The organism is Acidobacteriota bacterium, from assembly GCA_038040445.1.
GTDB classification, from domain to species: domain Bacteria; phylum Acidobacteriota; class Blastocatellia; order UBA7656; family UBA7656; genus Onstottus_A; species Onstottus_A frigus.
In genome coordinates this window covers 85,449-100,994 of record JBBPIG010000011.1, presented here as the reverse complement: position 1 = coordinate 100,994, position 15,546 = coordinate 85,449, and the positions used below count along the sequence as shown (strand labels likewise).

Annotated in this window: 14 protein-coding genes; 6 read left to right on the top strand and 8 right to left on the bottom strand. The window is 58.0% G+C overall.

Annotation, left to right across the window (positions count from 1 at the left end; genetic code table 11):
• Positions 1 to 601 precede the first annotated feature (601 nt).
• The 3 genes from AABO57_13945 (at position 602) to holA (ending at position 4,214) form a co-directional block, all read left to right on the top strand.
• Positions 602 to 2,527 carry a S8 family peptidase gene (locus AABO57_13945; protein ID MEK6286836.1) on the top strand — a complete coding sequence of 642 codons (1,926 nt, stop codon included), beginning with the start codon at positions 602 to 604 and terminating at the stop codon, positions 2,525 to 2,527.
• Between the two features lie 128 nt (positions 2,528 to 2,655).
• On the top strand, positions 2,656 to 3,174 hold the full coding sequence (gene lptE, locus AABO57_13940) for an LPS assembly lipoprotein LptE (GenBank protein ID MEK6286835.1): 519 nt from the start codon (positions 2,656 to 2,658) through the stop codon (positions 3,172 to 3,174).
• Entirely contained in the window at positions 3,171 to 4,214 is a 1,044-nt protein-coding gene (holA, locus tag AABO57_13935; GenBank protein ID MEK6286834.1) for a DNA polymerase III subunit delta, read from the top strand. The genes lptE and holA overlap by 4 nt, the downstream gene beginning before the upstream one ends.
• A 93-nt stretch (positions 4,215 to 4,307) precedes the next feature.
• Here holA and rpsT read toward each other — a convergent pair whose 3' ends face one another.
• Both rpsT and AABO57_13925 read right to left on the bottom strand, forming a co-directional pair.
• Positions 4,308 to 4,574 (bottom strand): 30S ribosomal protein S20, encoded by a 267-nt coding sequence (gene rpsT, locus AABO57_13930; protein ID MEK6286833.1) that lies wholly within the window; start codon positions 4,572 to 4,574, stop codon positions 4,308 to 4,310.
• A gap of 117 nt (positions 4,575 to 4,691) precedes the next feature.
• Positions 4,692 to 5,189 carry a LiaF domain-containing protein gene (locus AABO57_13925; GenBank protein MEK6286832.1) on the bottom strand — a complete coding sequence of 166 codons (498 nt, stop codon included), beginning with the start codon at positions 5,187 to 5,189 and terminating at the stop codon, positions 4,692 to 4,694.
• Between the two features lie 203 nt (positions 5,190 to 5,392).
• Between AABO57_13925 and AABO57_13920 the strand changes: the two genes are divergently transcribed.
• Positions 5,393 to 6,388 (top strand): carboxypeptidase regulatory-like domain-containing protein, encoded by a 996-nt coding sequence (locus tag AABO57_13920; protein ID MEK6286831.1) that lies wholly within the window; start codon positions 5,393 to 5,395, stop codon positions 6,386 to 6,388.
• Between the two features lie 53 nt (positions 6,389 to 6,441).
• Here AABO57_13920 and AABO57_13915 read toward each other — a convergent pair whose 3' ends face one another.
• From AABO57_13915 to ada, 5 genes are all read right to left on the bottom strand, one after another.
• Entirely contained in the window at positions 6,442 to 7,866 is a 1,425-nt protein-coding gene (locus AABO57_13915) for an amidohydrolase family protein (GenBank protein MEK6286830.1), read from the bottom strand.
• Positions 7,867 to 7,978: 112 nt separating this feature from the next.
• Entirely contained in the window at positions 7,979 to 9,520 is a 1,542-nt protein-coding gene (locus AABO57_13910) for a glycine betaine ABC transporter substrate-binding protein (GenBank protein ID MEK6286829.1), read from the bottom strand.
• A 55-nt stretch (positions 9,521 to 9,575) separates the two neighbouring features.
• Positions 9,576 to 10,319: an ATP-binding cassette domain-containing protein gene (locus tag AABO57_13905; GenBank protein ID MEK6286828.1), complete on the bottom strand. Its 744-nt coding sequence runs from the start codon at positions 10,317 to 10,319 to the stop codon at positions 9,576 to 9,578.
• A 57-nt stretch (positions 10,320 to 10,376) separates the two neighbouring features.
• The gene (egtD, locus tag AABO57_13900) at positions 10,377 to 11,402 is read right to left on the bottom strand and encodes an L-histidine N(alpha)-methyltransferase (GenBank protein MEK6286827.1); all 1,026 of its coding nucleotides are present in this window, start codon (positions 11,400 to 11,402) and stop codon (positions 10,377 to 10,379) included.
• Positions 11,403 to 11,538: 136 nt separating this feature from the next.
• On the bottom strand, positions 11,539 to 12,648 hold the full coding sequence (ada, locus tag AABO57_13895; protein ID MEK6286826.1) for a bifunctional DNA-binding transcriptional regulator/O6-methylguanine-DNA methyltransferase Ada: 1,110 nt from the start codon (positions 12,646 to 12,648) through the stop codon (positions 11,539 to 11,541).
• A 127-nt stretch (positions 12,649 to 12,775) separates the two neighbouring features.
• Here ada and AABO57_13890 point away from each other — a divergent pair, with 127 nt between their 5' ends.
• On the top strand, positions 12,776 to 13,831 hold the full coding sequence (locus AABO57_13890) for a glycosyl hydrolase (protein ID MEK6286825.1): 1,056 nt from the start codon (positions 12,776 to 12,778) through the stop codon (positions 13,829 to 13,831).
• Between the two features lie 88 nt (positions 13,832 to 13,919).
• Here AABO57_13890 and AABO57_13885 read toward each other — a convergent pair whose 3' ends face one another.
• The gene (locus AABO57_13885; protein ID MEK6286824.1) at positions 13,920 to 14,741 is read right to left on the bottom strand and encodes a crotonase/enoyl-CoA hydratase family protein; all 822 of its coding nucleotides are present in this window, start codon (positions 14,739 to 14,741) and stop codon (positions 13,920 to 13,922) included.
• Between the two features lie 211 nt (positions 14,742 to 14,952).
• On the opposite strand from AABO57_13885, the gene AABO57_13880 reads away from it, so the two are divergent.
• Positions 14,953 to 15,276 (top strand): hypothetical protein, encoded by a 324-nt coding sequence (locus tag AABO57_13880; GenBank protein MEK6286823.1) that lies wholly within the window; start codon positions 14,953 to 14,955, stop codon positions 15,274 to 15,276.
• Positions 15,277 to 15,546 lie beyond the last annotated feature (270 nt).

Sequence of the window (15,546 nt, the reverse complement as noted above, 5' to 3'; positions counted from 1 at the left end):
CTTTTGTTTAACGAAAACGCTAAAGGACAATGTAAATGGAGCAGCCCGTTTTTGTCCTTTAGAAAGGCCTCATAGATCGCGACAAAAACCACATTTCAAAAGAAGGGGGGCAAGGATAGCATCTCCCCGGTTTGAGTGCAATCTGATGCTCTCAACGTAGTTCTCATCTGATCTCGTATGGAGTTCGGTGACGACTCAAGCGATCGGCACATCCGGGGTGCCGGCGCACTCAGCGGCTCTTTCCCCTCGTTCGGTCAAGTCCGCAATCATTTAAACTACGCGAATGAATCTAGTCAGTTTGACCGAAGACTGACTGCGACGATCTTCAACGCCTTCTACGGCGCTCAAGATCTCGGTCGCGTCGCCGGTCAAAAGCAGAGTTACCGCCCTCGTAAGTAGGCTGGGTTAAGTGTTTGCTTCTGTGGGAGAAAGCTGGGCCTTTATTAGCTGCAACTTGCGTTAGCCAAGCCGGTCAAAGCGTCTGTTCAATCCTTTCGGCGATCCTTCGATTCATCCGGCACGGGTCTTGATAAAGACAATCTTGCTGATTGCAAATACCTCTGGGATCAGCAGCAGTGAACGCGGTATCGGAGACCACAGAATGAAATTCCCCACGAGATGGTTGATAGCAGTTCTGCTCGTGTCCCCCACGATGACAGGCATTCCGTTAGGGCAGCTCCTCACGCCCAAAGTCCACGCCGAATCCAGCCCGCAAGAAGAGAGGCGGGCGCGCAGGATATCGGACGACGTGCGGGAAGCCGTCAACCAAGTGTCGGATGAACTGGTTTCAGTTATCATCGACACCAAGGCCCACGGAACCAGTCGGGCGTTCAGAACCCTCTCAGCGAGAGTGAGCCAGTTAGGCGGGACTGTTCCAAAGAGCTTGAACAATGATCAACAACTCGCGGCGCGCGTGCCCGCCTCGGTCATAGACCAGTTGGCTTCCGACAGCGCGGTTAACTATATTTCGCTCGATCGACCGATTCAAGTGACCGGTCATCTCGAAACCACGACTGGCGCTGCTTTAGCCAGAAACTCCGGGTCGCCGCGCGCGATCACCGGCTCGGGGGTTGGAATTGCGATTCTCGACTCCGGCATTTATTCATCCCATCACTCCTTCAAAGGCGGTCGAGTGGTCGCCAGCGTTGACTTTACCGGTGAGGGAAGAACGGATGACCCATACGGTCACGGCACCCACGTCGCGTCAGTTGCGGCAGGCAACGATCACGTCTCGGGCGGCGCATATACCGGCATAGCTCCCGGTGCGAAGATCATCAACGTCAGAGTTCTGAACTCCGAGGGTCAAGGTTCGGTCTCGAGGGCGATTGAAGGGATAGACTGGTGCATAGCTAACAAGGACGCCTACAACATTCGCGTTATGAATCTCAGCTTCGGCGCTGTTGCTGTCGATTCCTACGTCGACGATCCCCTGTGCAAGGCGGTGAGGCGAGCCTTCAATGCCGGAATCGTCGTATGCGTTGCGGCTGGAAACTCGGGCAAGGACGCTGGCGGGAACAAAGTCTACGGCGCGATACACTCGCCGGGTATTGAGCCTTCGGCGATCACCGTAGGCGCGGCCAACACATTCGGCACGGACGCGCGGGCCGACGACGGCGTCGCAACTTACAGTTCTCGCGGGCCGACGCGCGGATACTACACCGATGACGCCGGGGTCAAGCATCACGACAATCTGATCAAGCCTGATCTGGTAGCTCCAGGCAACAAGATCATCGAGGCAGAGTCTCCCGACAACCGAATTCTGAGCCAGTCTCCAGCGCTGGGCGCTAACGTAAGCAGCATAGCCGTCCACGGGATGATGTATATGAGCGGCAGCTCGATGGCGACGCCCGCGGTTGCCGGAACGGCGGCTTTGCTTATACATCGAAACCCGAGCTTCACTCCCAATCTGGTCAAGGCTGCGCTCGAGTACACCGCACAGCCGCTTGCCGGATTCAACATGCTCGAGCAGGGCGCGGGTGAATTGAACGTGGAAGGCGCGGTTCGTTTGGCGGGGCTCATCAAGTCGAAACTGTGGAAGCTGAAGTCGGGTGCGCCTATGCTTGTGGGCGCGGCGCCGAATGAGTCGACCACGATAGCGGACGCAAGCTTCGAATGGGGCGGCAAAATCATTCAGAGGTGGAACGTCGTTTCCGGAGCCAAGCTGATGCTCGAATATCAGGGCATCTACGCCGAGGGAGTGTTGCTATCGGACGGCGTGCTGCTGTCGGACGGAGTGCTGCTGTCGGATGGCGTGTTGCTTTCCGACGGGGTGTTACTATCGGACGGCGTGCTGCTTTCGGATGGAGTGCTGCTTTCGGATGGAGTGTTGCTTTCGGATGGAGTGTTGCTGTCGGACGGGGTGCTGCTTTCGGATGGAGTACTGCTGTCGGATGGCGTGCTGCTGTCAGACAGCTACCTTGCATCGATGCTTGCAGCCTCAACTTCAAGCGCAATGGCGATGGCGGCGCTTAACGGCGACAACAGCGAAAGCATGTCTCCGGCGCCTGACTCTGATTCGTTTCACTGATACCAGGCGGCTTTCGCGCCTTTGCGAGACGTTCTTACGCAAAGGCGCGAAGCCGGCGCCCGACACCATGCTTCTTCAACTCACCCTGCTTGCCCAACTCACTTAACAAAAGCTAGTATCAAGGCGCAATGTTCAAGCCGGTCGTTTTAGCTCTTGCGCTGGGTATGATTGTCGACGTGTGCGGCTACAAGCAGGCCGGCAAGGGCAAGAGCCTGCCAGTCAACATCAAGACGATTGCCGTCCCGGTCTTTCAGAACTCGAGCCTCAAGTATCGCGTCGAGCAGCGATTCACACACGCGGTGATCGACGAGATATTGAAGCGCGCCCGCGCCCTTCGCGTGGTCAACGACCAGGAGGATGCGGATGCCGTACTCAACGGTGACATTCGCGGTTTTCGAGCAGTGGGTTCGATCCTCGACGATCGCGGCCGCACTCGCGTGTGGGATGTTCGAATCGTCGTCAGCATCGTAGTACGCGACCTCAAGACTCACAAGATCATTTTCGAGAACCCTCGCATGGCTTTCGAGGGCGAGTACCAGCTTTCAGACGATCCACAATCGTTTTTCAACGAAGAGAATCCCGCAGTCGACCGCATCGCAAAGGATTTCGCGCAGACCATCGTCTCCACGATCATGGAAGGACTGTGAGCGGGCGCCCCAGGAAGAAAACCAGCGGACGTACGTACGAAGATCTTCGCCGTGAAGTTGAAGATGGGCGAATCGAACCCCTGTACCTGTTTGTCGGCGAAGAACAGTACCTTCAGGAGCGCGCGCTTCGACTGCTGCACGACACCGTTGACGAAACGCTCCGGGTGTTCAACCTGTCGGCATACTCTATAGGCGCGGACAACGGCACTGGCACAAAGACGACCGCGGCAATGGCGTTCGATACCGCTAACCAGATGCCGATGATGTCCACCCGCCGCATAGTGGTCGTTCGTGATTTCGACAGGATCAAAGAGGACGAGCAGGAGATGGTCCTCACCTATCTAAAGCATCCGGCGCCCACAACGACAGTAGTGTTTCAAGCCGTTTCGCCGGACAAACGTCGCAAGCTTACGACCGCGCTCACGAAGAGCTGCGCGGTTGTAACGTTTGATTTGCTTGACGAGGCTCGCGCTGCGCGGTGGGCCGAAGACCGCCTGAAGCGGAACGGATGCACTATCGAGCCGGGCGCGCTTCGACTATTGCTTGGGCTTGTAGGCACCCGGCTAAACCGGCTGGTGAACGAGCTCGACAAGCTTTACGCCTACGCGGGCGGCGGCGCGATCACCAGCGCAGCGGTTCAGGAACTTGTGCCGCGTGCCCGCGAACACACGAGCTGGGAGCTCTGGGACGCAATCAACGCGCGAGACCGCAAGCGCGCGTTCAAGCTTATGGAGCGCTTGCTGGACGATAGCGATGCGCTTCCCATACTCGGTTCGCTTGCCAGTCTTTATCGAAGGCTGCTGACAGGAAAGGAACTCATCGATCGGGGCGCGTCGGCGCAGGAGGTAACAAAAGCCACGGGGCAATGGAGCCCGGCTTTTTTCAAGAAATTGCGCGGCACGCCGCGCGCCGAGCTGGTCCACGGGCTTCGCCGCATCGCCGAAGTTGACAATGCGATAAAGAACTCCGAGGCGACGCCTCGGCTCCAGATGCAATATCTGGTCGCCGAACTGACTTTGCCCCCCACCACGAGGCCGTAGAGTGTGTTTTCGGGTGAGCCGTTTGCAGCTTGGTCGAAATGAGGTTCTAGTTCGGCAGGAAATTCGCGGGTGCGTATGCCAGCGCGCGCTTGGCTACACAGACATCCCGTTCACGCTGGAGGTAAGCCGCGATTTGTATCTGGCGGCGGCGTTCTGGTGAATGATCCCCTTTTGAATCGACTTGTCGATCAGCGATACGGTCCCGCCTAGCAGGGACTTCGCCTCTTCTTGGTTGCCCGCCTCGATTGCGGCGCGAAGTTTCTTTATCTCGGTGCGGAGCCGGCTGCGATTGCGGCGATTAGCTTCATTCCGTCTGTCCGCCTGCCGCGCGCGCTTCTCCGCTGATTTGTGGTTAGCCATGCTTCCAGTCTCTCCTCGTTACTACTGCCAGATTTGCTCAAAAAGACCAGTAGGATAGCGGGCCGAACAAGAGAGTGTCAAGCAATACCCTGACAATGCGACTGAGACAAAGCACGATCATCTCTTGATCTTCGCTTCACCGAAAACTGTCGTCGCGTCGATGTGAAGGCGCCGCGCTGCATTAGCGTAATCTGGCGTCTCGTAGCTGTTCAGGCTGAAGATCCCGTTGTTCAACTCACGCCCTCGAACTTTGACTCCGCCAAAAACTGAGACCCCGGTGACGCGAATGGCTACATCGTCCGGAACAAACACCTCTGTCCCGCCGAAAACTGAAATAACACTGATCCTCGTCTCGCCGACTGCGAAAGGCGCGGCGGTCAGGTCGAGCCTAGTGCCGCCGAAAACTGATACGGCCGTGTGCCCGTCGAGGTCCCTTTCGTTCGACAGCTTCGAAGAGTGAAACAGATTCAGTGTCGTTCTACCGCCAAGGGCTACGGTGCGCAGGCGAGATGGTTCACCTTCCCCGAGTGCGTTCGACACGACAGCCAGGTTAGTGCCGCACGATCTGCAGAATCTGGTGGTACCGGCTTCGGCGCCACATTTTGGGCAGAACATTGTGACCTCCGTTTAAGCTTGCGCTGGCTTATGCTACTTACCGGAGCAATTAGTGACAAGTGAAGATCGTGAAGTTTAAATCGTGATTTGCGCGAGGCGGGTGACCGACCCGCACTACCCGCGGCGAATAACATTTCCGCCTGCTGACTTCCGGCATTTTGGTTTATAATGTCCCCACCCAGGGCCGGCGGAGGGACATTCCTATGAAGCGGCAAACATTCCTAATTGCATTCGCGCTCGCGTCGCTATTCAACTCGGCTGCTTTCGCGCAGACTAACACGCTTCGGGGCAAGGTTCGTTCGACCAGCGGCGTAACCGTCAACAACGCGATAGTGGAATTAACGGTTGGCGGGGGAGGAATGATCGGTCAGACGGTGACTCGCAACGATGGAGACTTCGCTTTTTCAAACCTGAGGGCTGGAGAATACGAGGTGGCGGTGACCATCGCGGGATACGAGCCGGCAGTTCAAGTGGCTCGCTTCAATAACGACGATCGGATGGGTTTCGCGGCGGTGATGAACATTGAAGTATTGATAAGAGCTAAGAAGGAACTTGTGCTCCCCCCTCCCGGAACAAATTTCGCCCAAGACGTTCCTAGGCCCGCACGCGCAGCTTACGAAAGAGCCGTGGCCCGGCTCCGCGAAGGCAAGTCCGATGAAGCAGTGGCCTCGTTTCGAGAAGCGATCGCCAGTTTCAATGACTACTTCGACGCGCACTTCGCGCTCGGCGCGGAACTGTTCCGCACCGGGAAAGACAAGGAAGCCCTCGATGCGCTCGAGCGCGCGCGCCAGATCAACGACCGTCAGGATGCCGTCTACTACCTGTTCGGTCTGGTGATGATGAGGCAAGGAAAGTTCGCGGTTGCCGAATACGCGTTCCGTGAAGCAACACAGCTCAACGCCAATAGCTACGCTTCCCGGTTTTATCACGCGTACGCCCTGATCGAGCTTGCGGTTCGAGGAAGCGACGCGCAACAGAGCGCGGCAGATCTAAGCGCAGCCGAGAAGGAACTGGATCGCGCGTGGGAGACAAGCGGGAAGCGGTTGACCGCTGTTTACCTGCAGCGCGCTCGGATACACGAACAACGGGGTGACAAAGAAGCTGCCGCGCGCGACCTTGAGACTTACTTGAAGGCAGAACCTGACGCCAGGAATGGCGCTGTCATCCGCGCGGCGATAACCAGACTCCGTAGTCGATAACAAGTAATCCTATCAGTCGGTCACGCTAGCCATTCCTCTTTGCCGGCAACACCCTAATTCTTGTTCGCGGCTTCGACTCTCGCGAGCATCCCATCGAGCGATGCTCTGTCAATCAACTTGCCGCCGACGATAACAGCATTGATCTTTTTGGTATTGCCGATGTCTGCCAGCGGATTCGCATCGAGCAATACCAGATCGGCCAGCTTGCCTTTCTCCACTGTGCCGAGAGAATCGAGCAGACCGAGATAGATGGCGGCGTCGCGGGTTGCAGCTTGCAAAGCCTCCATCGGCGTCAGTCCGGCTTTCACAAGAAGAGCAAGCTCGTCGTGCAAACTGAATCCGGGAAACACGTAGGGATTGGGCGTGTCGGTGCCTGCGATTATAGGAACGCCAGCGCGTTTCATGGCTCCGACTATCTCGATGAGTTTCTGAAAGACTCGCTTCGCGTTTGCATCATCTTCAGAAGTTCGGCTCTTGAGCCCGAAGGCATCCGCTCCCCACATCGTATTTCTCAGGTAACCCGGAATGTAATTGAGCCGCGGGTCATTTCTGAAATCGGCGTTGCCTACAAGCACGATGGCCCGAAGCACTGTGAGTGTCGGAGTCATCCACGTACCGTTTTTGACGAAGCGAGCAAACAGCGCATTAGCCTTCTTCTCGCTGAAACTGTCCAGAGCTGCTGCCTGGTCTCGAATGTAGGAAGTTATGATTCGATTAGCGCCTGAAAGTTTTCTTTCGGCGGCTTCCTGTCTAACCTGGTCTTCTTTTAATGAGCACGCGAGCAAGACACCCGTAAGGTGCTCGATGCTCTTTTGTCTTGCGTCGGATGCTTCGGCTGCGGTTATCGAATCAGGCACGTGCCCGGCGAAGCCCATGCCCTGACGCTTCGCTTCGTTGGCAATCGCGAAGTACGCATCGCGAGGAAGCAGGCTGTAGACTTTTACGAAATCGGAGCCGCCTTGCTTGACCGTGTTCACGGCTTTGACACCTTCGGCTGCGTTACTCACGGCGATCGAGCCGGGCACCACAGGCTTGGGTCCATCGACGATCGGTCCGGCGGCGACGATTTGCGGGCCGATGAGCGTTCCGGCTTTGATTTCCTTCCGCCATTGGTTGATCGCCGCAAGCGGGCTAAACATATCGCGGATTCCAGTGATTCCGTTGGCGATGAACAGGGGAGAGAACAGATTCTTGTCAAATGCGTGGACGTGCATATCCCACAGCCCGGGGATCAAGAACTTTGCTGTGGCGTCCACAACCTGAGCGTTTTCCGGAACGCGAACTCTCTTGCTTGAATTGATACTGGCGATACGATCGCCAACAACGACGACGGTCATGTCCGGCTTCGCCCGCGCCCCTGTCGCGTCGATGATAGTCACGTGAGTGAAGACTAATGGCCTGGGCGCAGTTTCCTTCGTTTGCGCGAGGCTGCCGGCGCTCAGAACGAGCAGAACTATGATGGAGTGAACCTTTGTCACGAGCATCGCCTCCGTTTGTGAGCAAGAGGTTGATCAATATGCGTCAGGTTTCTCATCACTGAACCGCTAGAGTCGACGTGCCTCAGGATCCGACTTAAGTGTAGTGTGCCCGTTACAACTGCGCCAGGAACTCACGCACCACTTCTTTTACATCGCGCTTCTCGCCGTCAACCGCATAGTTCAGCTTGCGCATCTGCTCGTTGGTGATCTTTCCAGCCAAACTGTTGATCGCCTCTCCGAGTTGCGGGTAGCGCTCAAGCGTTTCGCGTCGAACGACCGCAGCCGCTTCGTAGGGCGGGAAGTAACGCCTGTCGTCTTCGAGCTGATAAAGCCCGAGCTTATCGATCACCCCGTCCGTTGAGTTGCCGGCTATCAGATCAACCTGGCCCCCAGCCAGCGCGCGATAGGTGAGCGATAGGTCCATCTCGCGCGGCGGCTCCGAAAACTTCAATCCATAAGTGCGAGCGAAACCGGGATAGCCGTCTTCTCGTGACATGAAATCCTGGCCGAAGCCCGCGCGCCAACGCGGCGCATATCTCGCGGCTTCAGAGATCGTCTTGAGGTTCAATCGGCGAGCGTCTTCGCCTCGAACCAGAATCGCGAATGTGTTGTTGAAACCGAGCGGCTCGAGCCATTCCAGGTTGAAGCGTGACTCGTAGTCGTGTTTGACCTGATTGTACACCGCAACTGGATCGCTGATGGGCGGATGCTTCAGGATAGCCGTGAAAGCCGTGCCGGTGTATTCGACGTATGTGTCGATCTCTCCAGCAAGCAACCCGCGATGGCACAGATCGCCGCCCAGCTCGAATCGACGCTCGACTTGGAGATCGGTCCTCGCTTCGATTGTTTGGGCGATCAATTCGCCGAGGATTACTTGTTCAGTGAAGTCCTTCGATCCGACCACCACGCGCCGCTCACTCGAAGAAAACAATCCTCTGCTCAAAGAGAAGACCACGACGACGGCGATCAGGCCGGCGCATGTTGCCAGCGCCAACCTTTTGGCTCTGCCGGCAGCGGCGGCAGTTCCGGGGGAAAGCACGCGCTCGATCCAGCCTAGCGCGAAATCGGCGCCCAGAGCCATTAGCGCGGCAGGGACCGCGCCCGCAAGTATCAGCGTGTTGTCATTCATCCGCAGACCGCGGAAGATGTAGGTGCCCAGGCCCCCGGCTCCTATTGCAGCCGCGATGGTAGCCGTTCCGATTGAAATCACCGTCGCCACCCGCACGCCGGCAACGATCACGTTCATCGCAAGCGGAAGCTCGACCTGGGTCAGCATCTGCCAATCGGTCATACCCATCCCGCGCGCCGCTTCGCGCACCGCCGGATCTACTCCGTTGATTCCGGTGAAAGTGTTTCGGATTATTGGAAGCAGCGAATAGAGAAACAAGGCTATGATTGCAGGCACTCGCCCGATGCCGTAAGAACCCAGCACCGGTATCAGAAATCCGAAGAGCGCCAGGCTAGGAATAGTTTGAAGCACGTTCGCAATGGCGAGCACCGGCTTCGCAAGCGACGTTCGGCGAGTCAACACGATGCCGACGGGCACACCGACTACTGCCGCCGCGCCGGTTGCGACGAGGACAAGCAGCAGGTGCTCGAAGGTGAGCTGCAGCACCTCGCTGCGATTGCGAATGAAAAAGTCCAGTAAGCTCATGCTTCAACACCGACCGCCGACCACCGACCACTGACCACTGACCACTGACCACTTCTCACTTCATCGAATCGTTGAACGCCTTTGCTTCGGGATCAGTCGAAGCCGCGAACTGCTCGGGTGTTGCAAGCTCGATCAAGCGGCCGTCCTTGAACAACCCAATTCGCGACGCCAGCGTAAACGCTTCGCGGATGTCGTGCGTCACGAACACAATGGTCTTGTTGAGTCTCTTCGTAAGCGCCGCAAACTCGCGCTGCAGCTCGGCACGTGTAAGCGGATCGAGCGCGCCGAACGGCTCATCCATCAGCACGATCGGAGGATCCGCGGCCAGTGCTCGCGCGACGCCCACGCGTTGGCGCTGGCCGCCCGACAACTCGCGCGGATAGCGATGAGTGAATACCTCGGCATCGAGCCCCACCAGGTCAAGAAGCTCGCGGACGCGCTGGTTAGTCTTCTGCTCCGGCCAGCCCTTCAGCCTGGGCACCAGAGCAACGTTGCGCTCGACGGTGAAGTGCGGAAACAACCCGGTGTCTTGAATGACGTAGCCGATATGCCGGCGGAGCTCGATCGGGTCCCAGTCGATGGCCGGCTTGCCTTCGACTCGAACCTCGCCGCTGGTCGGTTCGAGCAAGCGATTTATCAGTTTCAGGGTAGTCGTCTTTCCGGAGCCGCTTCTTCCCAGCAGCACCAAGGTCTCGCCTCGGATGACGTCGAAGCCCAACTGCTCGACAAGCGGCTTTCCGTCGCGAATAGTGAGGCTCACTTTGCGAAACTGAATGGCGGGTTCGGTTGAGGACTTCAAATCTCGGATTGCCGATTGGTGGTCGTGATTGCGAGGTTCGCTCAACGCGTCATCCTTCTAGTTATTTTCCTGTGCGACGAACAGATTGAAGCTGAACAGACGGCCGCTGTCGAACCATGTTTTCGCAAGCGAGAACCCGGTGTCTCGTGCGATGACCGAGAGCAGTTCCAGGTCGAACTTGTAGGAGTTCTCGGTGCGGATCGTCTCGCCCTTGTCGAAGGTTACTTCGAGATCGATCGCCCGGATGCGGACGATTTGCGGCTCGCGGCTTACCAGGCGTATCTCGATTCGCCCAAGTTCGTCGTTGTAGGTGGCGCTGTGCTGAAACTTCTTTACATCGAAGTTTCCCTCGAGCTCGCGATTGATTCGCGCGAGCAAGTTGAGATTGAACGCGGCAGTTACGCCAAGCGCATCGTCGTAAGCCGGTATGAGAACCTCGGGCGATTTCTTCAAATCAGCGCCAAGCAACAACGCGTCTTGCGGGCGGAGAAGCTTGCGGACCGCGCGCAGAAATTCGCGCGACTCGTCGCGGCCAAAGTTTCCGATGTTTGACCCCAGAAACACCGCGACGGTGCGGCCATTGGGGTCCGCCGGCACCCGCCTCGCCAATGCTTGCAGCGCGGTGAAATAATCTGCGGCGAAGGCTGTGATGCGAAGCCCCGGATAAAGACGCAACAGCCGCTGGCTTGCGATCTCGAGGCTTGAATCCGAAATGTCTACGGGCAAGTAGTGAAGCTCCGGCTGCTTTGCCAGCAACGCTTCGATCAAGTATCGGGTCTTCTCGGCACTGCCGCTGCCCAACTCCAGAAGCCGAGCGGGTCCGTCAACCGCCGCGACTATTTCACCGGCGCTGGTCCGCAGAATCTCGCCCTCGGCTCTTGTCAGGTAATACTCGGGCAGAAAGCAGATCGCTTCAAACAGACGCGACCCGAGCTCGTCGTAAAAGTATTTCGGCGAAAGCGACTTCGCTTTTGCTGAGAGCCCGGCGCGAACGTCGCTGGCGAAGGCGTTCGAGTCCCCGCCTTCGGCGAGGCGGTGAATCGTAAAGCGGTCGTCCGCAGGGGAAGTTGCGTTAGGGGGCATCCTCGATCTCCTTAGCCGGCTGTCCACGCAAACGGTAATGCTATATTACAGGCCGCTCGCGTGGCTAGCCGTCAAAGGTCAGATCCAAGATTAAATTGAAAGACGGAAAACGCCTGTCGTTCTGTCCTGCCGCGCATCAATCTTCTACGGCAGAGCGCTCGTGTTCAAGCAACGCCTGCTTGCGCTCGATGCCCCAGCGATATCCGCCGAGGCTCTTATCTTCACGAACCACTCGATGACAGGGAATCGCCAACGCGACCGGATTCGTCGCGCAAGCGCGAGCCACGGCGCGGGTTGCCGTTGGACGGCCCATAGCGCGTGCAATGTCGCTGTACGAGCGCGTACTTCCGTAGGGAATCTCTCGCAGCTTTTCCCACACGCGCCACTGAAACGCGGTCGCTCGCACGTCCAAAGGAAGATCCAGATGAGGAGATTGACCATTGATGTGACTCAAGAGTTGCGCAACCCACTTGCTCAGAGTTTCGTCGTCGCGGTGAACATCGGCGGCGGGATACTCGCTTAGGAAGTCCGCTTCAAGCGCGGCGTCGGAGTCTCCGAGACGTATCGCACACACACCTTTCCCGGTTGCCGCTACGAGCAGCCGGCCCAAAGAGCAGCCGGCAATCGTGTAGTTGATTCGCACCCCTTTGCCGCCGCGGCGATAGTCGGCGGGCGTCATCCCAAGCTGATCGGGCGCGCGCTCGTATAGTCGGCTGCTCGAACCGTAGCCGGCATCGTACATCGCTCCAGTCACGGTTTCTCCTTTCTTCACATTCGCTTTGAATCGCGAGAGCCTGAATGCGCCTGCGTACTGACGCGGCGTGATTCCGACTATGCGTTTGAAGACGCGCTGCAAATGATAAGGGCTCACCCCGGTGTGCGCGCTCAGGTCCTCTAGAGTCGGTGACTCGTCCAGGTGACTTTCAATGTAGCTGCAGGCTCGTCGAGCCATCTCGGCTTGAGGGTCAGTCGTTGCGGCGGCGCGAGGACGGCAACGCCGGCACGAACGAAAGCCAGCGCTTTCGGCGGCTTCGGGAGCGCGAAAGAAAACGACTTGTTCGCGGCGCGGTCGTCGCGCAGGGCACGAGGGCCGGCAGTAGATCCCGGTTGAGCGCACGGCGAAGAAGATCGTCCCGTCAAAGCGTGGGTCTCTCTGGAGCACTGCTTGCCAGAACGTTTCGTCGTCTTCAACCTGCGCGCCCGCATAAGTGTTTCGTTTCGCGTTTACCGGCATCGCTTGGCTCACCTTAATTACCTCCACGAGCATACTAAAGCAAAGCTCGAATTTGAATCTATCCGGTTCTTGCGCTCAAACTGCAAAGGTTGGCCGCGCGTTTGCCTACTCGCAATGTTCATCGTAGAGTACACGAACAATGAGAACAATCATCTCGCTGCTCATAGGAGTCATTCTGCTTTCAGCGGCTGCCGCTGCCCAATGGGTAACGCAACCCTTCGACACGCGAGCGCGCTTCCGCGGAGTTAGCGCCGCGAGCCGAGCGGTCGCCTGGGCGGGTGGCAGTATTGGCACGTATGCGCGAACAACCGACAGTGGCGCGACCTGGCAAAGCGCTGTCGTGCCCGGCGCATCGCAGCTCGACTTCCGCGATGTGCAAGCCGTCGATGCGAACACTGCGTATTTGCTCAGCATCGGCCCCGGCGAAGCGTCGAGGATCTATAAGACTACCGATGGCGGACGTGGTTGGACTCTTCAGTTCACCAATCAGAATCCGAAGGCGTTCTTCGATGCTTTCGCTTTTTGGGATGCTCGAACCGGCATAGCAATGAGCGATCCGGTGGATGGGCGATTCATCTTGATCAAGACAACCGGCGGCGGCGCGACATGGAATGAGCTTCCGCAAGAGACTTCGCCTCCGGCGCTTGAAGGTGAAGGAGGGTTCGCAGCGAGCGGCACCTGCATAGCTGTTCAAGGAAGAAGGAACGTTTGGTTTGGCACGGGCGGCGGAGCTACGGCTCGGGTGTTCAGGTCTACGGACGGCGGCGGCACGTGGAAGGTCGCTTCGACGCCGATCACCGCCGGCAACCCGTCGTCCGGGATATTCTCGATAGCGTTCAAAGACGCGAGAACCGGCGTGATAGTCGGCGGCGACTATCAGAAGGAAAACGAGGCGAGTGACAACGTGGCGACGACAAGCGATGGGGGCGCGACTTGGACTCTCGCGAAAGGTCCTCGGCCGGCGGGATTCAGATCAGCGGTAGCTTATATGCCTGGAACCCGCGGCCCGCTGCTTGTAGCTGTCGGGCCAAGCGGTTCCGACTACTCGGTTGATAACGGCGCAAGCTGGGCGAGTATTGACTCGACCGGTTTTCACGCGGTCAGCTTCGCCGGAGTTGATGCTGGTTGGGCCGTTGGAGAGGGCGGGCGCATCGGGAAATACACAGGCGCGCTGCCGGGCAATCGCAAGCGTTAGCAGGTCCGACGATCGATGACTAGAGGCAAAATGTTGACTCGCCCACGTACTCAGCCCGCAAGCTAAAGCTTGAACTCTGAGCTTCGGATCACTTGCCCTTGAAATGCGGTGCGCGGCGCTCGCGAAACGCAGTCATCGCTTCTGCAAGATCCGCCGACTGCAAGAAGGCCGAGTTCCAAGCGGCGACGTAACCTAACCCGTCCGCTACTGACTTGTCCGCGCAATAATTCATCACTCGCTTGATACCTTGCACAACGAGCGGCGGATTGTCAGCAATCTCACGCGCGAGTTTGCGCGCGGCTTCCAGCATCTCGTCTCGCGTTTCGCACACCTCGCTCACAAGCCCGATTTGAAGAGCGCGCGAAGCAGAGATGTCTTTGCCGGTGAAGGCGAGTTCGCGCGTGGCGCCCTGGCCGATGATTTGAGGCAGACGTTGAAGGCTGCCGAGGTCCGCGACTATCGCGACCTTCACCTCGCGCAGGCTGAAGCGCGCATCAGACGAGCACAAACGAACATCGCACGCCGCGATCAAGTCGAGCCCGCCTCCTACGCACCAGCCGCTGATGGCTGCGATGACCGGCTTGCGGCAAACGGCAACGTTGTCGAAGGCTCTTTGCATGTCCCCCACAAGATCGAGCAAGCGCGTGCGCTCGGCAGCGAGGTTCTCTCTGCCGAAGTCGCCCAGGCCGCCCATCATCGCCGGGAGGTCGAGCCCGTAGCTGAAGTTGTCGCCCTCGCCTCGAACGACGACTGCGCGCGTGTCGTCGTCGCGGTCGAGCGCGGCGAACAGCTCAGGCATGTCGCGCCAGAAGTCCGGCCCCATCGCGTTGCCCTTGCCCGGACCGATCAACGCGACTTCAGTTAAGCCTTCGTTGGTTTGAAGCTTGAGCGACTTGTATTCGGCGGTCATTGTGCATTGCTCCTTGATTGAAACGATTGAAACTTGAGCAGCTAGGCTGCCGTGAATGCGGCTCCAAGTCAAGGTGAAGGGCTCGGCCGTAACGCTCGGGTGTGATCCGCGAGAAATAGCCTGCCAAAAATATTCCGCCCTTCGCGTCATCTGCTTCGTCTTATCAAACGTCAGACGGATGCCTCGATTCTATGAAGAGAGGTAACGGAGTATGAGAAAGATAGTCAGTCTTTTTTTCGCAGCCGCGTTTGTTCTTGGCGCGAGCGCAGTGTCCATGGCCGGTTCCCGTGGGATCAACAAGCGCGAGTACCGCGAGCAGCAACGTATTAATCAAGGCATCCGCAGCGGCGAGTTAACGCGGCGCGAAGCCGCGCGGCTCCAAGCCGGGCTCGCCAGGATCAGAATTCATGAGAGGTTTGCCCGAGCTGATGGCAACGTAACCCCGCGCGAGCGCGCTCGCCTGGAGCGCGAGTTGAGCCGTGAAAGCCGCGCAATCTACCGTCAGAAGCACGACGCGCAGGATCGCAATCCGTAGAGTAACCCAACCTTGAAATGGTGAAGCGCAGAGAACGATCTCGCGCTTCACCATTTCGTCTGCTTGCCTTATGTAGGCAGGCAGTTCTATCAACCCAACTAAATCAGGAGGAAAAATGAAGAGATTCGTTAGCATTTTAATATCGGTTATGTTTGTGCTTGCGCTTGGAGCCAGTGTGCCGGCGCAAAGAACGCCGAGCGTTGACCGGCGCCAGCATCGGCAGCAGGGGCGAATTCGGCAGGGAGTAAGAAGCGGCTCATTGACGAGACG